The following is a 21,615-nucleotide window of genomic DNA, read 5'->3' on the forward strand; positions in this document are numbered from 1 at the left end:
CGCCGAATAATTCCTATGTTAGACTGATGTCGTCTTTTGGTATTATTGGGCTTGGTTTTTACCTCGTTATTTATTTCATGGTTAATTTACGAACCTTCGTTATCGTTTTTACTATTGTTACTCTTAGCTTGTCTGGCCTAGTGCAGGCAAATAATAGTCAGACTGATGATAAGAAAAAAGTACAAGTTGCTTCGTTACAAGAACAAAAACAAGAACAATTATTAGTCCCAAATTTCTCTGATATTAATGACCTACTTGATTACAAGACTCAGTGGTTAATAAACAAACCTGAAAATGTACTAACGGCATTTCAACAATTTGAATCAAACTCACTAAATACAAAACCTGAGCAACATAGTGTGCAATATACTCTGGCGCTGGTTGATGTTTATACCAGACTATCCGATTTTGATAACGCTATAACGACGCTTGAGTCGATTGGAGTGATTGACAATTTAGATGTTACTGAGCAGATCAAGGTATTAGAAAAAAAAGCACAAGTATCTGTGCTTCAAGCAAATATATTTTACGCTAACCAGTTTTTATCGTTAGCAAACCAACTGGCCAAAGATAATCAATTAACTAGGCAAAGTATCTTTACCGCATTATCAATCTCTGATAATTACGTCAGATTAGCTGATGAAGTAAATGCCGTATTTTGGCAAGAGCAAGTGCAGTCTTTGTTATCGACGCAAGACGACATAGGTATGTTAATCGAAGCGTCGATTATATTAGCTAAGCAGCAACAAACCTTAGGGATATATTTATCGGCGACTAAAACCTTAATTCATGTTATTGATTTAGTCTCAGCACAAAATTTCTATAATGTTGAAGCGAGTTTACGTATCCAGCTTAGCCATAATTTTAAGACCGCAGAGCAATACGTAAATGCGGAACAAGAATTAGAAAAAGCTTATAAGTTAGCGGTTAAATCTAGAAATCAACAACAGCAATTGATGGCGATTGTTAACTTGATTGATGTGTACATAATTCAATCTAAGTATGATGATGCGCTGCCGTTGTTAAAGGCGGCAGAAAGATTAGAACGATTTTTTACATCGGCAAAAGATCAAAGGGCATTTGCTTTAGTCAAAGCACAAGTTTTAGCTGGGACTTCACAATATAGCCAAGCGTTAATTATTTTAGATAAGGTCAATACCGATGACATATTGGCACCATCTGAAAAACAAAAATTAGCTATCGATATATTAACGTTAAAATCAAAATGGTTAATGTTAAGTGGTGCTAAACAACCCAGCATTCAAGCTTTTGAGCAGTTGTTAACTAAATCATTAACGTATCAGCAACACACATCAAATTTAAAGTTAGATTTTGTTATGGCTAATTATCAACATGATCTCGAACAAGCAAAACAAGATGTAATGCAGCAAAAGTCTTTAGCTGAAGAGGTGAAACAACAAAACTTAGCATTAGCTGAGAGATTATCTAATTTAAAAATTTTGTTATTACTCAGCTTTGTGGCATTAATTGCTGGTAGTTATTTTATCTATAAAAGGCTACAGCCTAAACGGACAGAGTTTCAGTTTATCGACCCTATTACCGGTGCTCATAATCACAGTTATTTTGTCAAACATGTAAATAGACTGATGCAAAACGACATGCCATTTAGTTTAGTTATGTTTGATGTAGATAATATGCGGATGATTAATCAAAAGTTAGGGCACGAATTGGGTGATAGGTTATTAACTCAAATTGTTGAGCGCTTGGGCGTACGTTTGGGGAGTAATAAGTTGTTAGTTAGGTTGTCAGGTGATCGATTTATCGTCATTGCGAAAAATTTTAGCTTAAATCAGGCATTTGCACTGGCGGAAATCTTACGAAAAGAGTTAAATAGTAATAAGTTTTATGTGGACAATTTAGGCATTAATTTGTCTGCTTCATTTGGTGTTACTTGTCATTATGAAAATAAGACAATTGATTCCATGAAAGATGAAGTTCAAGACGCGCTAAATAAGGCAAAAACCAAAGGCGGTAACATTACCCAAGTAGTTGGTTTTTGTTAATAATAATTAGAAATAAAAAGGTTTAGGCAATGACAGAGGCAACTACGACCATAAGTAGTGACGGAATAGAACAGCTGCCATTAAGAAAATTCACGGAAGAGGCGTATTTAAATTACTCCATGTACGTGATCATGGACAGAGCACTACCTCATATAGGTGATGGTTTAAAACCAGTTCAACGCCGGATCATTTATGCAATGTCTGAGCTGGGATTATCCTCAAACGCTAAATATAAAAAATCAGCCCGTACCGTTGGTGACGTTTTAGGTAAATATCATCCACACGGTGATAGTGCCTGTTATGAAGCTATGGTGTTGATGGCACAGCCGTTCTCGTATCGTTATCCTTTGGTAGATGGTCAAGGTAACTGGGGTGCTGCGGATGATCCTAAGTCATTTGCCGCGATGCGTTACACCGAAGCGCGTTTATCTAAATTTAGTGAATTGTTATTGTCTGAAATTGGACAAGGCACCAGTGACTGGATCCCTAACTTTGACGGTACAATGGACGAGCCTAAGATACTACCGGCACGTTTACCTCATATTTTATTAAATGGGATCACCGGTATTGCGGTTGGGATGGCAACTGACGTGCCGCCACATAATACAAGAGAAGTTGCTGAAGCTTGTATTCACCTCTTAAAAGAACCTAACGCGACGTTAGAAGATTTAATGGGTTATGTAAAAGGCCCAGACTACCCAACTGAAGCCGAAATTATTACGCCATCGGCGGATATCGCTAAAATCTATGAGACAGGTAAGGGTAGCATTAAGATGCGTGCTACTTACGTGGAAGAGAATGGCGATATTATTATTACCGCATTACCGCACCAGGTTTCAGGCGGTAAAGTATTAGAACAAATTGCTGCACAAATGACCTCGAAAAAGTTACCTATGGTAACGGATTTACGTGATGAGTCTGATCATGAAAATCCAACTCGTATTGTTATAGTCCCGCGTTCTAATCGCGTTGATATTGCCCCAGTTATGCAGCATTTATTTGCATCGACTGATTTAGAGAAAAACTACCGTGTTAATTTAAACATGCTTGGTCTAGATGGTTTGCCTAAAGTTAAAGGGCTTAAAACTATTTTAACTGAGTGGTTAGAGTTTCGTCGTGATGTCGTGACTCGTCGCTTAAACTTCCGATTGGAAAAAGTATTAGCACGACTACATATTTTAGAAGGTTTATTAGTTGCCTTCCTGAATATTGATGAAGTCATTGAAATTATTCGAGCTCACGACAAACCAAAACCCGTTTTAATGGAAAAGTTTGGTATTTCTGAAACTCAAGCAGAAGCGATTTTAGAGCTGAAATTACGTCAGTTAGCTAAGTTAGAAGAAATGAAAATTCGTGGTGAGCAAGACGAATTAGATAAAGAACGTGAACAGTTAGAATCGCTATTAGGTTCACGTGTCAAAATGAATAACTTGTTGAAAAAAGAAATAGCAGCGGATTCTGAAAAATACGGTGATGATAGACGTTCACCATTAGTGGTAAGAAACGAAGCTAAAGCTATTTCTGTAAAAGACTTAGTACCAAGCGAATCAGTAACCGTTGTTATCTCTGATAACGGTTGGGCACGTTGTGCTAAAGGCCACGATGTTGATGTGGAAAAATTAAGTTATCGCTCAGGTGATGGATATAAATCTTCAGCCAAAGGTAAGAGTAATCAGCCAGTTGTGTTTATTGATAGTTCTGGACGTAGCTTTAGTACCGATGCACATTTGTTACCGTCGGCGCGAAGTCAAGGTGAGCCATTAAGCGGCCGCTTTAGCATAGTTGCGGGGGAAACATTAGAACACGCCATCATGGCAAAAGAAGAACAGAAATACCTAATTGCATCAGATGCGGGTTATGGATTTATTTGTACCTTTGCCGATATGTTAACGCGTCAAAAAGCCGGTAAAGCCTTGGTGCGTTTGCCAACAGGGGCGAAGTTAGCTTTACCGCAAAAAGTATCAAACATAGATACGGATCAGTGTTTAGCCATAACCAATGAAGGGCGAATGTTGGTCTTCCCATTAAAAGACTTACCTATGTTAGCCAAAGGCAAAGGCAATAAGATAATTAATGTGCCATCTGCTCGTGCGGCGAGTCGCGAAGAATATGTGACTCAAATTACGGTAGTGCCGGAAGCTGGCATGGTGGTATTACATGCTGGTAAACGTAAGCTTACCTTAAGTCAAAAAGACTTAGAGCATTACCAAGGTGAACGTGGTCGTCGAGGTAGTAAGTTACCAAGAGGGTTACAACGTGTTGATTTAGTTGAGATTGAATTTAAAAATCCAGCGGATCAACCGGATGAACCAGAAGACGAACCAAATTCATTTTTGGGTGAATAATAAGAATAAATAAGGCATTTTATTCTTTAGATTTAAGCTCTTATCTTTATAAGAGCTTTTTTATTACTTGTATAAAATTTAAATGTTACTGCTGTAGCATGAGTTTGTTACAATGCCGCCTTGAATTTTTAGGAGCTTTAGTTTGTGTTGGCAATAATTAGATTATTTTTAATGGCAATTTTTTTCATCTTGTCATCTGTGTTTTTGTTAAGTTACTTAATTGTAAGGCCATTTCGTCGAAATAATGTAAAAGTTGTTGCTAATGTTTATGGTTGGTTTATTCGATTTTTGGGGATTAAAGTCGAAATAAGAGGTCTTGAAAATGTCAAAGATCATCCTGTTGTTTATATCGGTAATCATCAAAACACCTACGATATATTTACAGTGGCCAATGCAGTACGAAAAAATACAGTAAGTGTTGGTAAAAAAAGCCTGAAATGGGCACCATTTTTTGGTCAGGTATATTGGTTATCGGGAAATATATTAATCGATAGAGGTAACCGCACTAAAGCTCATGGCACCATTGGCCAAGCCGCTGCTAAAATTAAAGACAAAAAAATCTCCGTTTGGTTGTTTCCAGAAGGCACTCGTTCAAACGGTCGTGGTTTATTAAAGTTTAAGTCAGGCGCATTTTATACTGCTCAAATGGCGGGTGTGCCAATAGTTCCTGTTGTCATCAGTACTACACATAATCAAATTAAATTGAATCGCTGGAATAATGGTAAGTATATTATTGAGTATCTTCCAGAGATCATGATTGAAAATGACGATAAAGTGACTATCAGAGATGCGGCCAATAATGCCCATGAACAAATGAAAGTTAAATTAGCAGAGTTAGACGCAGAATTAGTTGACGTTAACGCTTTTGATAAGAAATAGTACGTAACACACGTAGGAAATAAAATGGATAATAAATCAATAGATTGGCAAGAGTTTACCAGCGATATTGTTGAGCAGTTAATTGAAGATGGTTCAAATGAAGAAGCCATGTACGGCATTGAGCATCACTTTGTAGCAATGACGGCTGAAGACGCAGATGTAGCCATGCAAAAAGGCTTTTTGAATGGTTGGGACATTTCAGAATTAGAGCAAATGGAAGAAGAAGACGGACAGATAGTATTTTGTTTTGATGTTGAAACAGAATGCCCATTAGATGAAGACATTATTGATGAAGAAGTTGCTATCATGCTTGAGTTTGCTAGTAGTCATAAACTGGAATATGAAGGGTGGGGAACACACTTCGAAGAATAATTATATTCTGTTTTAAATAAAAAATGGCGAGTCAGTTGACTCGCCATTTTTGTATGTAAATATGATTAACCTTGCGCTTAATTATATCTTTAACGGTTTAGTTGTTAATATTCGGACAAGGTTATTGGCCAATTAAATCAAGCTGCCAGGTGGATTTATGTTGATCAAACCCATGTTTTACAAACTCGACAAAGTCATCATTAATTAACGGCTTACTAAAGTAATATCCCTGAATTAATCCGCAATTAAAGGCATGTAATATCTTTAATTGCTCCAATGTCTCAATCCCTTCAGCAACTACATTTAAGCTCATAGATTCGGCGAGCACCATAATTGCTTTTACGATGGCTTCGTCATTTTCATTATCTGCGATATCAATAATGAATGAACGGTCAATTTTTAACGTATTTATTGGGAATTTCTTTAAATAACTCAATGAAGAATATCCCGTACCAAAATCATCAACTGCAATGGTTACGCCCATGTCTTTTAAGTTTTGCAAACGTATTATGTTGTCTTCAACATCAGACATGATGGCACTTTCAGTCAATTCCAATTCTAATAACTCAGGGGGTAAACCAGAATCGCTCAGAGCCAATTTAACTTTTTCAATTAAGGCTGATTGCTTAAATTGAACACTAGAAACATTGACTGAAATTCGACAAGGCATGCCATCGTCTAACCAACGTTTAGCCTGAAAACAAGATTCTCGTAATATCCATTCGCCTAGCTCAATAATCAAACCTGATTCTTCAGCTAAAGGGATAAACTCTATTGGTGAAACAACGCCCAATTCTGGATGTCGCCATCTCACCAAAGCTTCCGCTTTATTTACGCAATTGTTCACCAAGTCGACTTGTGGTTGGAAATGTAATTCAAACTCTCGATTCTCTATGCCGGTTCTCAGATATTCTTCTAGTTTTAAGTGCTCTAAACCTTTGTCATTTAAAGAATGGGCATAAAAAGAATAAGTCCGTCGGCCAATTTCTTTTGCTTTGTACATCGCAATGTCAGCGTGTTTCATTAATTCGTTTACTGAATTACCGTCATCTGGATAAATCGCAATACCAATACTTGGTGTTACCATTACTTCATAATTTTCAATCTTAATTGGCTTAGAAATACTGTCGATAATTCGTTGAGTGATGATGGCAATTTCTTCAGATCCTTCAACTTGACTTAAGAATAGGGTGAATTCATCACCGCCAAGTCTTGCTATTTCACTATCGGGTTTTGCTACATCAGAAGTTCTTGCGACCATATCGCTGGTACGTATACAGCCATTTAAACGTTCTGCAATCTCTTGTAACACCAAATCACCATACTCATGACCTAAGGTGTCGTTTATCCGTTTAAACCTGTCTAAATCAATAAACATAACCGCAGCTTGGTAATGGCCTCGTTTTGCTAATGATAAAAACTTCTCTAAGCTTTCGTAGAAACTCTGGCGGTTTGGTAAACCGGTTAATGAATCATAATAAGCAAGTCTGTGCAGTCGTTGTTCGTGAGCAAGTTGACGCCTAACTTTCTCTTTTTGTTGCTGAACCAATAAATAGACAGAAGTAACCAGCACTAATATATAAGTTAAATATGAATACCATGTGCGCCAAAGTGGTGGTAACACTTCAATTGGAATAACAAGCTCATCACTCCAAACATTATCATTATTACTTCCTTTAACTCGTAGGGTGTAATCCCCATCATCTAAATAAGAGAAAGATATTTTGTTATTGGTCCCTAAGTTAATCCAAGTATCGCCCAATCCTTCCATTTTATATTGGTATTTATTATTTTCAGGTTTAGTGAAATCTAAAGCAGCAAACTCAAAATCAACAATGGTTTTATTATAGTTAAGCGCTAATACGCCGTCTTCCCTTAGTTCTTGATGGATAGGACGTACCACATTGGACTGACTGTACTTGGTAAGACGTAAATCAGGTTTGTGATTATTAATAGGCACGTTTTCCGGTTTGAAGGTATTAAACCCGTTTGAGCCACCAAAATACATACGGCCAGTATTATCTTTATAAAATGCACTGCTGTTAAAGTCGGTACCCTGCAATCCGTGAGTGGTATTAAAGTTGATCACTGCAAAGGTTTTGCTATCTATTCTGGACAGCCCCTTGGCATGACTAACCCAAATAAAGCCATTTTCATCCTCTAACATGCCATAAGTGAAATTACTAGCTAACCCATGTTGTGTCCCAATATGCTCAAAAACAATTATGTTTTTGTCTAATTTAGCTTTATTGAGTCGGGCGATACCCGCATCTTTGGTAGCAACCCAAATGTAATCTTTCGTATTAAGTACACCAAATATATCATCACTTAATAATTGATTTGCTTTATTAGGATTAGACAAAAATTGTGTGATCTGTTTACTTGTAAAGTTGTATTTTATTAATCCACCATCTCGAGTAGCAATCCAAATGTTACCTTTTTCATCTTCAGTTAAATCAACGATATATATACTAAGAGGGGATTTTTTGACTGAAGATGGTAATTCAATGAGTGTGAATTTGTTATTATTTATATCAAATAAATTTAATCCACCACCATAAGTTGCAACAGCTATTTTACCGTTCGATAACTCAAGAATCTTACTTATAGCGTTATCACTTATAGACGAAGGGTTGCTTTTATCATGACTAAAAACTGATAGTTTGGAAGAATCTTTCTTTTTTTTATGTAAACCACTTCGTAACGTTCCTATCCATAAGTTATCAGAAGTATCGACTAATAAGCTCATAACATTGTCTTCTTGTAAAGTATCCAGACGTTGGCCATTCGCTCTTATACTATTAATTGTATTATCCTTATTGGAAAGAACACTAACACCACCATTCCAAGTTCCAATATATAAATTTTTCGATTTGTCCGTAGCAAAAGCCATAATCGAGTTACTCGTTAATGCATCGTACTTTCCATGTTTACTTATATGAGGAAAATAATTTAAAGATGCATTCCAGCGGCTAATTCCTGATTGAGTTCCAACCCAAATAACGCCGCCTGAGTCTTGCATTAATGCCGATGTCCTATTACTAACTAAACTGGAGTTTCGTGAAGCTTGGTGCAAGGTTCGGGTGAAAGTTTTGCCATCGTCATTTAATTTACATAGGCCATTTTCAGTGGCAAACCACATAGTGTTGTTGTTGTCTTGCATTATGCTATTTACATAATTGGCACAAAGACTATTTTCGATTTGAGCGTTAAATATAAAGTGTTTAGTCACTTCTAATTTCTGATTTAGAACAAAGACACCTGCATCTTCCGATCCCACCCAAACATGATTATTATTATCAACAAATAACGTTCTTAATTTATCGCTTGGAATTGACTTTCTTGACTTTAAAGTAAATTGTTCATAGTGAGTTTCATTTTCACGTTTTAGCTTTAACCCATTTTTTGGTGATGCAATCCATAAGTTACCATTATTATCAAAAATTAAATCAGAGACTGGATTAGATTTAATAATAGAGTTTGGTTTCTCATTTAACTGCGTTGTGAATTTTGTAGTTTGAATATCAAATTCTGTATAACCAGAAAATTGGCTGGCAAATAATATATTGCCATTAGGGGCTTCGGTTATAGATACATAACTTGCTCCATCTATACCATTAATGCCTTTATCAGAATTATAATTTTTAAAACCATCAATCTCCGGAATATATAGATGAAAACCACCACTACTAGCAGCCCACAACCGACCTTCTGAATCTATATATAGATCCCAAATCCAGTTATTGCCTAAACTCGTTTCAACACCAGGAGAGTGATTATACGTTTTGAATTGTTTGCCATCATAACGGGTTAATCCGTCTTGTGTCGCAATCCAGATAAAACCCATTGGGTCTTGCACTAAGGCATTAACAGCAGGATGAGGTAAACCATGTTCCGCAGTAATGTGATTGAAGAAAATATTATTATTAGCTTCGTTTAACCATGTATTTGAAATGGCAGTTGAAGAAAAAATAAGTAATAAAAGAGGTATAAATCGTTTTTTTATTATTAACTTGAAAGATGAGATAGAGAACAACATTAAATAACCACTTTATTATTTTTATTTGGGGGTTAAACGCTGTTTTAGTTTATAACATAACGCCTATTCAGTGTCACTGAATCTAAACTTGTAAAATGTAAGTATTTATAACGAAAAAAGCCCCTTAAAAGGGGCATTAAATTTAATTAGATAAAGTTCTAAGCGAACTCAGCGCCGCCTTGTTTTGTACGTATAGGCCATACAAAAGCAGCAACTTCAGCTCCACCTTGCTTTGTACGTATAGGCCAAACAAAAGCAGCAACTTCAGCTCCACCTTGCTTAGTACGAATTGGCCATACAAATGCCGCAGTTTCTAATGCTTTGTCATTTGAAGATAAACGCACTAAAGGATTGATAGTATTAAGTTGAGTTGTTTGTTCTTCTGTTAATGAAGCTGATATAGCGTTAATAACAGAAAAGTCATGAATAATTTCGCCACCAACTTGCTGAACAAGTTCAACCATTGTTGCTTTACTCGCACCTTGTAACATATAGGCAATTTCGTTTGAATTTGACTGATAAACATTAGATGCGGCTAACAATGTAAATACACTGGCAGTCGATAACAAGATTGCTTTTTTTGCTTTATTAAAAACTTTGTTAAACATGACGATAATTTCCATTTTTTATTATTAGTGACTCTTTGCTAGCAAATTCAGTACCAAATAAGAAAGATGGATTTTTGACGTTATTAATTAGTTACTTAAATGGCTTGAGGACCTTTATTTATAGGGTAATTGATAATGGGCTTGTTTTTGATGTGGCTGTTCTAATAATGTGTTTTGAATATAAAAATAGAGTTTGTACGGTAAATGTTTGCCGTTGGTTGGCCGTTGGTTGGCCGTTGGTGAGGTGTGTTTTTGCCGTGTAATTTTTACGTTAATGGCATCTAAATTACCGTTATATAGTTATATAACTAATATACAAAAAAAGGTGTTATACAGAGAAGTGGTAAACAGATAAATGTTAAACAGAGAATGAATAAAAAGGAGGTGTTAATTAAACGCCTCCCTAATTTAATTAAATGGTTTTAAGTTTTAGCAAACGAGTAGCAACAACAGCAGTAATACAAGCTGTATAACAACTAAATATAAATACCATCCACTGTGGCATAGAATACCCAAACAATGACCAGTCGATATCGCCGCAAGTGCCTCTAGGTTCAAATAATGAAGGCATTAGAGTGTGCAATTGCAACCAATCTGGGAAGTTAGGGTAGACATCACAACTAAGGGCTAATAAGAAGTTATCAGGATTTTGCATTGCTACATGTTCTAATGCGATCAACAGCCCCCAAATACAAGCCACCAATAATCCTGTAATACTGATCATTCGAGCGATATTACTTTGAGGAACCGATAACGCTGGTAGGCTACTTAATAAAATGCCAAATACAGCGACACGCTGGTAAATGCACATAATACAAGGCTCTAACCCCATACCGTATTGAAAGTACAAAGCAACGGATTCTAATATAAGCGCACTGGTAGCTACGATAAACCAAGGCCAGCGTGTAGCTGGCCAAGTCGATATTGCAGTTAAATTAAACACTATGTTTAGTGACCAGTTATATTAGATTGGCCAATCGTAGTATGGTGTTCAATTAAGTTATGGTCATACATATATTGTGTTAAGTCAGCTAAACCATAATAAGTCGCTAACAAGCCAACAATAGAAAGAACAATAGTATATGGCAATGCCATGTAAACCATTTTTCCATATGACAATCTAATTAACGGTGCTAATGCAGATGTTAATAAGAATAAAAATGCAGCCTGACCATTTGGTGTCGCAACACTTGGTAAGTTAGTACCTGTGTTAATAGCTACCGCTAATAAGTCAAACTCATCACGAGTAATAATGCCACGTTGTAAAGCAGCAGCAACTTCATTGATGTACACAGTACCAACGAATACATTATCACTGACCATAGAGAGTAGGCCATTGGCGATAAAGAACATCACTAATTGCATCTTACCTTCAAAGGTTAATACCCATTGAATTACAGGAGCAAATAATCCTTGGTCAATTATTACAGCAACAACGGCAAAGAATACACAAAGTAATGCGGTAAATGGCAATGCTTCTTCAAATGCTTTACCAATTGAATGTTCATCGGTAATACCGGCAACTGAGGTTGCTAAGATGATCACTGAAAGACCAATTAAACCTACAGCGGCTAAATGCAGAGCTAATCCAACGACTAACCAAACTGCGATTGCACCTTGCGCCCATAATTTAACTTTATCGCGTTTAGTCAAACTCTTATCTTTTTCAATATCATAATCGACTAATATCTTGCGAACTGACTCTGGCAATTGTGCGCCATAATCAAATATTTTAAATTTCTCTAATAGCATCGTGGTTAATAAACCAAAAATTAAAACAGGAATGGTAACCGGTGACATACGTAGTGCGAACTCAATAAAACTCCAGCCAGCTCGTTCTGCTATTACTAAGTTTTGAGGCTCACCAACTAAAGTACAAACGCCACCTAATGCAGTACCCACACCAGCATGCATCATAATGTTACGCATGAAGGCTCTAAATTCTTCTAATTCTGAACGGGTTGGAACGTCTAAGTGGTTATCATCGGTATGGTCGTGATCGGTTACATGATTTTGTTTACCTGACGCGACTTTATGATAAATCATATAAAAGCCGGTACTGACGGTAATAATTACAGCAACAACGGTTAAGGCGTCTAAAAACGCAGATAAAAATGCAGATGATGCTGCAAATGAGACCGACAGGGCGATTTTAGATTTCACTTTTATAAGGAGTTTAGTGAAAGAATACATAAGTAAGTCTTTCATAAAATAGATACCGGCGACCATAAACACTAACAATAAAATTACGCTTAAGTTTTGCGAAATTTCATGTTCAACGTGCCCTGGGGTTGTCATTCCAATAATGATTGCTTCTAAAGCTAATAATCCACCAGGTTGTAATGGGTAACATTTTAACGCCATGGCAAGAGTAAATATAAACTCTAAAACCAGTGCCCATCCTGCTATGTATGGATCTAAACTAAATAAGATTGGGTTGATAACCAAACACGCAATAATAGTGAGCTTGTACCATTCGGGAGATTTTCCCAAGAAATTTTGATAAAAAGCGCTCATAGAATTTTGCTGCATACGTTTAAAACCTTCCTTTAATTGTTTTGTAGGCGTTAGCCCGTTTGATGCTGAACTAATGTACTAAAGTTATTAGTTTAATCCTACATAAAATAGTAGTTTTCTTAGAGTTTTGAAATGATTGCGGAAAAAAAAACCATTTGTTGTACTCGTGTCACCTTCTGGTACAATCAGTCCAGACGAAATAAGGTAAACAGTATTAATGAAAATAATAAAGGCGCAAAGCCCAGCAGGATTTGCTGAAGAATATATTGTAGATTCTATTTGGAACAATCGTTTTCCACCCGGCTCAATACTTCCAGCCGAACGTGAATTGTCAGAATTAATCGGCGTAACTCGTACGACTTTAAGAGAAGTATTACAAAGATTAGCTCGTGATGGTTGGTTAACTATACAACATGGTAAACCTACCAAAGTAAACAATTACTGGGATACATGTGGGTTAAATATTTTACCGACTTTAGCCAAATTAGATGCTGAAGGCGTTGGTGAATTAATTGACCAACTATTATCAGCTCGCACCAACTTTAGTGCTATTTATGTTAGAGCGGCAATTAAAAACTCACCAGAGCAAGTGATAGCTTTAACACAAGAAGCGCTTGCGGTTTCAAATGATCCGCAAGAGTTTGCTGACTTTGATTACCACTTAAATCATGAGTTAGCTCACGCTGCAGGCAATATAGTATTTGTATTAGTACTAAACGGCTTTAAAGGTTTGTGGTCAAAGATTGCTAAGTATTATTTCTCACACGAAGAAGCACGCGCTTTGTCTAGGAAGTATTACGAAGAGCTAGAAGTCTTTACTAAAGCAGGTAAACATGACGAATCAATTGCGTTAATTCGTAAATTTGGTTTAGAGTCAGCTAAAATCTGGCAAAAGGTAAAAGAAGATTTACCGTTAGATTTAGTAGAATAAAGTAAAACTTGTCTATTTATTAAAACCTGCAATTTGCAGGTTTTTTTATATATACTATTAATTCGACTTTGATATCACTGAATCGCAATCTTTAAGGGACTAATTTAAACTTACGTTATGCCACAATTAGAACTATTTCATATTCCAAGCCCATGTAAGGGCATTTGCTTAAACGGAACCAATGGCTTTTGCCAAGGGTGTTTTCGCAGTCGTGATGAAAGATTTCAGTGGATGCAGTTTAATGACGAAGAAAAACGTCATGTGATCAAACTATGTAAATCGAGAAAGCATAGGTGGATTAAAAAACAAATTGATATAAAAGTGTCACAAACGCCAAAAGAAGAAGATCCTACAAACGACTTATTTGGTGACCTATAACGAACCTAATCTTTGCGTAAAAAAAATGAGCACTTAAGCTCATTTTTTAGTTTTTACTGTTTAAATAATTACATCAATAACAGGCGATTATTTTATTGATTTCACTAATATCTTTGAGTTTCGTTGATAGTTATAAAGTTGCTTTTTACCTTCTGGTAGTGCATCGATAGTACTTTCAATAAACCCTTGTTCTTGAAACCACATACCGCTAACCGTGGTTAATACAAAAACATTTTCTATACTTTGTTCTTTTGCTAATTGAAAAACAGCGTTGATTAATCTCTGTCCTCGATTCCCTTTACGGTAATCTGGATGGATAACAACACAGGCTAACTCAGCTGATTTTTCTTGGGGATAAAGATACAAAGCAGCGCAGGCGATGATCATCTCTTCCTTTTTAAGCACGATAAAGCGATTAATTTCCAGCTCTAATAATTCTCTAGAGCGTTTAACTAAAATACCTTCTTTCTCTAAAGGTTGGATTAACTCAAGAATGCCCACAACGTCATCAATGGTTGCGGTTGTGATCTGTTCTCTGTGATCTTTGGCGATAAGTGTACCGGCACCATCTGGAGTGAATAACTCCTGCAGTAATGCAGTATCGCTTTGATAGTTAACACAATGGCAACGTTCAACGCCATTTTCACCCGCTTTGATAATCGCTCTTAATAACAATTGACGGATATGATCATCCTGATCATCCAGTAATGTTTTAATCGTGCGCACACTGCAACTACGGATTAGTTCACCCTGTAAATCAATAATGCCATCGTCTTTGCTAAAGGTGATCAGTTTATCGGCATTTAGTGCGATTGCGGTTTGGGTAGCAACATCTTCTAACGCCAAATTGAATACTTCACCTGTGGTTGAATAGCCGATAGGAGATAACAAAACAATCGAACCGAAATCTAATTGTGTGTTAATACCATGAGTATCAACTCTTCGAACACTGCCAGTGTATTTAAAGTCAATGCCATCTTTTACGCCCACAGGTTTAGCAATAATAAAGTTACCTGTGCTAACTCGGATCTGTGAGCCGTGCATAGGTGAGTTTACTAATCCCATGGTTAATAATGCTTCGATATGCAGACGTAACGAACCGATTGCATCTTTAACCGCAACTAAGGTTTCAGCATCAGTAATTCTAACTGAGTTTGCAATTTTACGTTCTATACCACGTTGAACGATACGCTCTTCAATTTGAGGTCTGGCACCGTGAACCACAACTAACTTCATACCTAAGCTATGCATTAGGGCAATATCGTGAATGATATTGGCGAAGTTGGGGTGACGAACGGCGTCGCCACAAAACATTAATACGACCGTTTTACCTCGGTGCGCATTAATATAAGGGGCGGCATTTCTAAACCATTTAACGTAATTAGGGTTGCTATTATCCATCATCTCTATCTATTAAAAACTAAACTTGGCCTAAGGTGTATTTCATTGCAACTTCGCTGTTTGGTTCTTTCAGCGGAGATGGCTCACTGTCTTCAATAATATTGTCAGCTAAAATGCTTTTATCAATCGTATCAAAACCCAGTTTGTCGAAATACGTTGGAATGTAAGTTAAAACAATAATGTCTTTAAGTTCCATTTGATGCGCAAACTCTAACAAGTATTGAACTAAAGCAATGCCTTGTCCTTGACGCTGAAACTCTTCTTCTACAACGATAGAGCGGATTTCAGCTAAGCTTTTCTCATATATATATAACGAGGCACAACCTACTACTTTGCCGCCAATTTCAGCAACAACAAAATTTTGAATATCATGAATAATATTATCTTGGCTTCTCGGCAGTATTTCACCTTTAGCCGCCCATTCATTGACCAATTCAAAAATAACCGCGGAGTCTGACATACGGGCACGGCGAACCGAGGTAACCGCTGCTTTGGTGGCATTTAAACGTTGCTGAACTTGTTTAAGAGCGCTGCTTATACGCGCTTTACCCGGAGCTCCCACAACTTGAGAGTTTAATAACGTTTTTTGGCCGGTTTGCACATCCGCTAATGCTTTTTCAACTTGTTGGCGAGACGTTCCACCTAAAGACTCACGTTTGTCTAACGTTGATTCGATAGACAAGTGTTGGTATACGTCTTTGTCTATCTTAGGGCTGAATTGTTGCAATTGTGTTAATGTTAGGTCTTCAAGTGGAACACCTTTATCAATCGCATCAAGTACCACTTCTCCCACAATATGATGTGCTTCTCTAAATGGAATGTCTTTACTCACTAAATAATCAGCTAACTCTGTCGCATTAGCATAACCTTGTTGAGCCGCAGCTAATGTACGCTTACGATTCACCGTTAAACCTTCAGCGACTAAAGTGGCCATTTCCATACATTCTTGCCAAGTATCTAACCCGTCAAACAATCCTTCTTTGTCTTCTTGCATGTCTTTGTTATAAGCAAGAGGAAGGGCTTTCATGGTCATTAACATCGCGGTTAATGAGCCAGTGACACGGCCTGATTTACCACGGATTAATTCGCACGCATCTGGGTTTTTCTTTTGCGGCATTAATGATGAACCTGAACTGACAAGGTCACTCATTTCGACAAAACCTGCTTCACCAGAGTTATAGAAAATAAGGTCTTCAGCAAAACGTGACAAATGAATCATCGAAATACTTGCTGTTGATAACAATTCAATCACGTGATCACGGTCAGAAACGGCATCTAAGCTGTTTAACGTTGCGGTTCTAAAGCCTAAATGGTGGGCAAGGTCTTCACGATCAATTGGATAAGCAGTACCGGCTAATGCCCCTGAACCTAAAGGCGAAGTGTCAGCACGATAAAGTGCGTCTTTTAAACGGCCAATATCACGGTTGAACATTTCTACGTAGGCTAAACACCAGTGGCCAAATGTCACAGGTTGGGCACGTTGTAAATGAGTGTAACCAGGCAATACTGTGTTACGTTCACGTTCAGCTAAATCTAACATGGCTTGTTGTAAGTTGACCAAAGCTACGTAAATCTCATTGCCTTTTTCTTTACACCAAAGTTTTAAATCGGTGGCGACTTGGTCATTACGAGAGCGGCCTGTATGTAACTTTTTACCAAGGTCGCCGGTTTTTTGAATAAGCTGAATTTCAACCCAACTATGGATATCTTCTGAATCCGCTTCAAGAATTTGTTCAGGATTGTTCTCGACCGATAACTTTAGCTCTTCTAATGCTTGAGTCAGTTTCGCAACTTCTTGATCGGTTAATACATTCACGCTATTTAGCGCACGAGCCCAAGAAATTGAACCAACAATATCTTGCACTGCCATGCGGTAATCCACTGGCAGTGAATCATTAAACTTCTTAAACTGTAAGCTCGCTTTTTCTTTAAAACGACCGCCCCATAAACTCATAAATTACTCCGCCACAAAAATGGGAAAACTCAGGCGAACCTGAGTTTTAAAATATTAAAACGTTAGTGCTTAACTTATTTTTTAGTTAAGGCTTTGATTCTGCTAGATAAGCTGTATAAACGAATGAAACCTTCTGCATGTTTTTGGTCGTAAACATCATCCGCACCAAAGGTTGCAAAATCTTCTGAGTATAAGCTATTTGGTGACTGTCTCTTAACAACAGAAGCGGTGCCTTTGTAAAGTTTAAGTACAACGTCACCCGTAACATCTTGAGCTAACGCATTTGCGCCCGCTAAAATCGCGCCACATAAAGGTGTGAACCAACGACCATCATATAATAAGTGTGAAAACTCATGACCCAATTGTTCACGGTATTTAAGCGTCATCTTGTCTAAGATTAATGTTTCTAAACCTTTATACGCTTTGAATAAAATGGTGCCACCTGGGGTTTCATAACAACCACGAGACTTCATGCCAACTAAACGGTTTTCAACAATATCGATACGGCCAATACCATGTTCAGCACCGATGTTATTTAACGTAGTGATAGCTTCAACACCAGATAATTTTTTACCGTTAACTGTGGTTAATTCACCGTTTAAGAAACTAAGTTCAACATATTCCGCTTTATCTGGTGCTTGTTCAGGCGATTTAGTCCAAGTCCAAACTTTATCAGTCGGCTCTTGCCATGGATCTTCTAACTCGCCACCTTCGTGAGAGATGTGCCAAAGATTAGCATCACGGCTATAAATCTTAGTTGCGCTTGCAGTAGTCGGAACGTTCTTTTCAGCCAAGTAAGCTAATAAATCTTCACGGCTTTCCATGTCCCATACACGCCAAGGCGCGATAACCGTTAAATGCGGTGCTAGTGCTGCAAAGGTACTTTCAAAACGTACTTGGTCATTACCTTTACCAGTACAACCGTGACAAACCGCGTCAGCGCCAAGTTTTAATGCTAACTCAACTTGCGCTTTAGCAATAACTGGACGTGCTAGAGATGTACCTAATAGGTATTCACTTTCGTAGATAGCACCCGTTTTTAGGGTTGGGAAGATGATGTCGTTTACAAATTCTTCTTGTAAATCTAATACGTGACATTCACTAGCGCCCGATGCGATTGCTTTTGCTTCAATGCCTTCAAGTTCGTCATCGCCTTGACCAACATTTGCAGCAAATGCAATTACTTCAACGCTTTCGCCATATTGCTCTTTTAACCAAGGAATAATAGCTGAAGTATCTAAACCACCTGAGTACGCTAATACGATTTTTTTAATTTCTTTGTTTTGTGCAATTGCCATTTGTTTATCTCTTAATCTTTAAATTCTAAATTGTTTTATTTTACTAATATGCTGTGAAGTAGGGCGTTTTGAGCCCACATTCTGTTCTCTGCTTGTCTTAGAATGACAGATTGCTCTGAGTCTAAAACATCCGCAGTGACTTCCTCATCTCTATGTGCAGGTTGGCAATGCATAAAATACTTTGCATTGGCCGACTGCATTAATTCTTTGGTGATCTGGTAAGGTTTAAACGTACCTAATATTTGCTCTAAGCTTTTGTCATCGCCCATCGAAATCCAAGTGTCTGCGTAAATAGCATCTACGTTACCTAATGCATTTACATCGTTTGTTACTGTGACAGTACATTGGTTCTCGTCTGCAATCTTAGTCGCTTGTTGCACTATTTGCTCATCAACGCCATAACCTTCAGGTGTTAATACAACTAAATTCACACCTAATTGCGCGCCAGCTAACATTAATGAATGGGTCACATTATTGCCGTCACCAATATAAGCTAACGTTAATCCTTTTACCTCGCCAAATAACTCTTGTAAAGTCATATAGTCAGCCAAGGCTTGGCAAGGGTGGTAAAGGTCACATAATGAATTTACAATGGGTACAGACGCTGCTGACTTTAAGGTTGTTAATGTTGCATGTGTCATCACTCGTGCGACAATCGCGTCACACCAACATGAAAGGTTGGCACCAAAATCTGCCACATCCTCACGTTTACCCATAGCCCCATTTTGTTGGTCCAAATAAACGGCATGGCCGCCTAATTTATTAATACCTACATCAAAACTGACACGTGTTCTTAACGATGGCTTTTCATACAATGTAGCAATCGATTTACCTTTTAAAGCATCACCATACTTTTCTGGTGTTGCCTTCATGTCGATGGCCAATAATAAAATATCTTTTAATTGTTGCGGTGAGATGTCTAAATCACCCAAAACTGACTGGTTATATAAAGTCATTGTGTACCTGTACTTATTTAATTTGTTTGCTTAAGCGTTAATTTGAGTGCCAAGTTGTATTTGTTCAGACAAATGTAACTTGTTTAACGCGTTAGAATCTTGCCAACTACCGATATGCACAGGTCGTCGTAAAAGTCGGGCGGCGTCATAAGCAGCGTTTACTTTCACTACCATGCCATCCCGTATCACTCCTGTGTGAATAAGGTTTGAAATTGATTCTTTATCGAGGGATTGAATTAATTGTTTTTCAGCATCTAATACACCAGCAACGTTACTTAACAAACATAAGTCAGCTTGTAATAATTTTGCCGTTGCCACCGCGGCATCATCTGCATTGATATTAAGTGTTTGACCGTTGGCATCACAACCAATTGAGTTAATTAACACGACAAAGCCATTGTCTAATAATGCATTGATCGCGCTTGGATTATTTGGTTGTACTTCACCCACAGCGCCTAATTTTTCTGATTTAATATGTGCATCAAATAAATCAGCATCTGCAAGACTTAATGCGACGGCATTTACCTGTAAAGATTTACATGCTGCTAATAATTGCTGACTGGCCACACCAGCAAGAGCACCAACAACAAATGGTAAGTGGGTGAGTGGTGTTGCTCTAACACCATCAACTTTGGTGGTGTCTAATTGAGTTGCTAACATCATTTCTTCAACTTGAGGCCCGCCACCATGAACTATAACAACGGGACGAGTTTGTTTGATTTTAGCAATTTGTTGTAAAAACTCAGTTAACGCCACTTTATCTGTAAGGGCTTCGCCGCCTAATTTAAAAACGATAGGGCTAGCTAGATTGGTCGAGCTCATTGTTAAATAGCCCCTTGAGTTTGTGAAGTAGGCAATAAACCAAGCCCTTCATGTAAACCACAAACAATATTAGCGCATTGAATAGCCTGCGAAGATGCACCTTTTAGTACATTATCTATTGCACTTATCACGATTAAATCTGTGCCATTTAATTGCCAATACAAATCACAATAAGGAGTATGAGCTACATCGTTTATATGAGGCGCTTCAGAACGTAAACGTACAAAGGGTTTGTCCGAATATTGTAATTCAAAAGCCATATTGATCTGTTCTAATGTCGTGCCTTCTTTTACTTGCATAACTATAGTGGCAAGAATGCCTCTGTCAAAATTAGCCACATGTGGCGTAAAGATAACTTTTCTACCTACTTCTTGGCAAATTTCAGGCAGGTGACGATGAACAAACAAGTTATAAGGTTTTAAACTTAATTCACAAAAGCTAGTTGCTAATGCGGCTTTTCTGCCAGCACCACTTACGCCACTAATTGCATTAATAACAGGTGTACACTGATCAGTTAATAACTCACTTTTAACTAATGGTTTAATCGCCATTTGAGAAGCGGTTGGGTAACAACCAGGTAAAGAAATTAACGCTTTGTCTTTTAAATTATGTGCGTTCCACTCAGGTAAACCATAAGGAATGTCACTTAATTGCTCGGCATACTGATGAGCAAAGCCATAATATTCTGGATATAAGTCCGGATCTTGTAAACGGAAGCCGCCTGACAAGTCTAGAACCGTAATGTTATTTGCGGTTAATGAATTGGCTATATCGTGACTAAATTCATGGGGCGTCGCTAAAAAAATAAGCCCTTGGTCAACACCACTTAAAGTTGACTTCAGGGCTTCAATATTCGCTTTTCCACCAGGAACAAGAGTGAAATCGAGTAGACCTTTATATTTAGGATAAAGATCTGACAATAATTTATTGGCGTCACTGCTTTGCTCAGAAACAAATAAAGCTTCCAATGAGAAAGTAGGGTGGTTGACAATCATTTTCGCCAACTCTACACCAGCATAACCACTTGCCCCAAATACGACACAAGGAATGTTTTTGTTGTTTGCCATTTAAATTACTGCTGAAAATATTTT

16 protein-coding genes are annotated in these 21,615 nt (G+C 37.5%); 6 read left to right on the forward strand and 10 right to left on the reverse strand.

Annotated elements, in window-relative coordinates:
• Nucleotides 1-26 precede the first annotated feature (26 nt).
• The 4 genes from KO505_RS00370 to rraB all read left to right on the forward strand — a co-directional run bounded on the left by KO505_RS00370 (nucleotide 27) and on the right by rraB (nucleotide 5,620).
• Nucleotides 27-2,024, forward strand: a complete 1,998-nt coding sequence (locus KO505_RS00370) for a GGDEF domain-containing protein (RefSeq protein WP_216053452.1) — start codon at nucleotides 27-29, stop codon at nucleotides 2,022-2,024.
• A gap of 29 nt (nucleotides 2,025-2,053) precedes the next feature.
• Nucleotides 2,054-4,369 (forward strand): DNA topoisomerase IV subunit A, encoded by a 2,316-nt coding sequence (parC, locus tag KO505_RS00375; protein WP_216053453.1) that lies wholly within the window; start codon nucleotides 2,054-2,056, stop codon nucleotides 4,367-4,369.
• A 144-nt stretch (nucleotides 4,370-4,513) separates the two neighbouring features.
• Complete coding sequence (locus KO505_RS00380) at nucleotides 4,514-5,248, forward strand: 1-acylglycerol-3-phosphate O-acyltransferase (RefSeq protein ID WP_216053454.1); 735 nt, start codon at nucleotides 4,514-4,516, stop codon at nucleotides 5,246-5,248.
• Nucleotides 5,249-5,272: 24 nt separating this feature from the next.
• A complete protein-coding gene (gene rraB, locus KO505_RS00385) occupies nucleotides 5,273-5,620 on the forward strand; it encodes a ribonuclease E inhibitor RraB (RefSeq protein WP_216053455.1) in 348 nt (115 codons plus the stop codon).
• Between the two features lie 121 nt (nucleotides 5,621-5,741).
• Here rraB and KO505_RS00390 read toward each other — a convergent pair whose 3' ends face one another.
• The 4 genes from KO505_RS00390 to nhaB all read right to left on the reverse strand — a co-directional run bounded on the left by KO505_RS00390 (nucleotide 5,742) and on the right by nhaB (nucleotide 12,799).
• Nucleotides 5,742-9,659 (reverse strand): EAL domain-containing protein, encoded by a 3,918-nt coding sequence (locus KO505_RS00390; protein ID WP_216053456.1) that lies wholly within the window; start codon nucleotides 9,657-9,659, stop codon nucleotides 5,742-5,744.
• A 158-nt stretch (nucleotides 9,660-9,817) separates the two neighbouring features.
• Nucleotides 9,818-10,267, reverse strand: coding sequence for a hypothetical protein (locus KO505_RS00395; protein WP_216053457.1), 450 nt, complete (start codon nucleotides 10,265-10,267; stop codon nucleotides 9,818-9,820).
• 412 nt (nucleotides 10,268-10,679) lie between these two features.
• The gene (gene dsbB / locus KO505_RS00400; RefSeq protein ID WP_216053458.1) at nucleotides 10,680-11,210 is read right to left on the reverse strand and encodes a disulfide bond formation protein DsbB; all 531 of its coding nucleotides are present in this window, start codon (nucleotides 11,208-11,210) and stop codon (nucleotides 10,680-10,682) included.
• A 5-nt stretch (nucleotides 11,211-11,215) separates the two neighbouring features.
• The gene (gene nhaB / locus KO505_RS00405) at nucleotides 11,216-12,799 is read right to left on the reverse strand and encodes a sodium/proton antiporter NhaB (RefSeq protein ID WP_216053459.1); all 1,584 of its coding nucleotides are present in this window, start codon (nucleotides 12,797-12,799) and stop codon (nucleotides 11,216-11,218) included.
• 202 nt (nucleotides 12,800-13,001) lie between these two features.
• On the opposite strand from nhaB, the gene fadR reads away from it, so the two are divergent.
• Together fadR and KO505_RS00415 are read left to right on the forward strand one after the other, a co-directional pair.
• Nucleotides 13,002-13,715 carry a fatty acid metabolism transcriptional regulator FadR gene (gene fadR / locus KO505_RS00410; RefSeq protein ID WP_216053460.1) on the forward strand — a complete coding sequence of 238 codons (714 nt, stop codon included), beginning with the start codon at nucleotides 13,002-13,004 and terminating at the stop codon, nucleotides 13,713-13,715.
• Nucleotides 13,716-13,832: 117 nt separating this feature from the next.
• Entirely contained in the window at nucleotides 13,833-14,093 is a 261-nt protein-coding gene (locus KO505_RS00415; protein ID WP_216053461.1) for a DUF1289 domain-containing protein, read from the forward strand.
• A gap of 87 nt (nucleotides 14,094-14,180) precedes the next feature.
• Here the strand turns inward: KO505_RS00415 and argA are convergent, their stop codons facing one another.
• The 6 genes from argA to argC all read right to left on the reverse strand — a co-directional run bounded on the left by argA (nucleotide 14,181) and on the right by argC (nucleotide 21,591).
• Nucleotides 14,181-15,494, reverse strand: coding sequence for an amino-acid N-acetyltransferase (argA, locus tag KO505_RS00420; RefSeq protein ID WP_216053585.1), 1,314 nt, complete (start codon nucleotides 15,492-15,494; stop codon nucleotides 14,181-14,183).
• Between the two features lie 19 nt (nucleotides 15,495-15,513).
• The gene (argH, locus tag KO505_RS00425; protein ID WP_216053462.1) at nucleotides 15,514-17,448 is read right to left on the reverse strand and encodes an argininosuccinate lyase; all 1,935 of its coding nucleotides are present in this window, start codon (nucleotides 17,446-17,448) and stop codon (nucleotides 15,514-15,516) included.
• Nucleotides 17,449-17,522: 74 nt separating this feature from the next.
• Nucleotides 17,523-18,746 (reverse strand): argininosuccinate synthase, encoded by a 1,224-nt coding sequence (locus KO505_RS00430; protein ID WP_216053463.1) that lies wholly within the window; start codon nucleotides 18,744-18,746, stop codon nucleotides 17,523-17,525.
• 35 nt (nucleotides 18,747-18,781) lie between these two features.
• Nucleotides 18,782-19,702, reverse strand: a complete 921-nt coding sequence (locus KO505_RS00435) for an ornithine carbamoyltransferase (RefSeq protein ID WP_216053464.1) — start codon at nucleotides 19,700-19,702, stop codon at nucleotides 18,782-18,784.
• Between the two features lie 30 nt (nucleotides 19,703-19,732).
• Nucleotides 19,733-20,524, reverse strand: a complete 792-nt coding sequence (gene argB, locus KO505_RS00440) for an acetylglutamate kinase (protein ID WP_216053465.1) — start codon at nucleotides 20,522-20,524, stop codon at nucleotides 19,733-19,735.
• A 2-nt stretch (nucleotides 20,525-20,526) separates the two neighbouring features.
• Nucleotides 20,527-21,591 (reverse strand): N-acetyl-gamma-glutamyl-phosphate reductase, encoded by a 1,065-nt coding sequence (argC, locus tag KO505_RS00445; protein WP_216053466.1) that lies wholly within the window; start codon nucleotides 21,589-21,591, stop codon nucleotides 20,527-20,529.
• Between the last annotated feature and the right edge of the window lie 24 nt (nucleotides 21,592-21,615).

The organism is Psychrosphaera sp. F3M07, assembly GCF_018860345.1.
Taxonomy (GTDB): Bacteria; Pseudomonadota; Gammaproteobacteria; order Enterobacterales; family Alteromonadaceae; genus Psychrosphaera; species Psychrosphaera aquimarina.

Coding starts and splice junctions, on each gene's coding strand:
- KO505_RS00370 (WP_216053452.1), top strand. CDS start 27: ATGTCGTCTTTTGGTATTATTGGGCTTGGTTTTTACCTCGTTATTTAT.
- parC (WP_216053453.1), top strand. CDS start 2,054: ATGACAGAGGCAACTACGACCATAAGTAGTGACGGAATAGAACAGCTG.
- rraB (WP_216053455.1), top strand. CDS start 5,273: ATGGATAATAAATCAATAGATTGGCAAGAGTTTACCAGCGATATTGTT.
- KO505_RS00390 (WP_216053456.1), bottom strand. CDS start 9,659: ATGTTGTTCTCTATCTCATCTTTCAAGTTAATAATAAAAAAACGATTT.
- KO505_RS00395 (WP_216053457.1), bottom strand. CDS start 10,267: ATGTTTAACAAAGTTTTTAATAAAGCAAAAAAAGCAATCTTGTTATCG.
- nhaB (WP_216053459.1), bottom strand. CDS start 12,799: ATGCAGCAAAATTCTATGAGCGCTTTTTATCAAAATTTCTTGGGAAAA.
- fadR (WP_216053460.1), top strand. CDS start 13,002: ATGAAAATAATAAAGGCGCAAAGCCCAGCAGGATTTGCTGAAGAATAT.
- KO505_RS00415 (WP_216053461.1), top strand. CDS start 13,833: ATGCCACAATTAGAACTATTTCATATTCCAAGCCCATGTAAGGGCATT.
- argA (WP_216053585.1), bottom strand. CDS start 15,494: ATGGATAATAGCAACCCTAATTACGTTAAATGGTTTAGAAATGCCGCC.
- argH (WP_216053462.1), bottom strand. CDS start 17,448: ATGAGTTTATGGGGCGGTCGTTTTAAAGAAAAAGCGAGCTTACAGTTT.
- KO505_RS00430 (WP_216053463.1), bottom strand. CDS start 18,746: ATGGCAATTGCACAAAACAAAGAAATTAAAAAAATCGTATTAGCGTAC.
- KO505_RS00435 (WP_216053464.1), bottom strand. CDS start 19,702: ATGACTTTATATAACCAGTCAGTTTTGGGTGATTTAGACATCTCACCG.
- argB (WP_216053465.1), bottom strand. CDS start 20,524: ATGAGCTCGACCAATCTAGCTAGCCCTATCGTTTTTAAATTAGGCGGC.
- argC (WP_216053466.1), bottom strand. CDS start 21,591: ATGGCAAACAACAAAAACATTCCTTGTGTCGTATTTGGGGCAAGTGGT.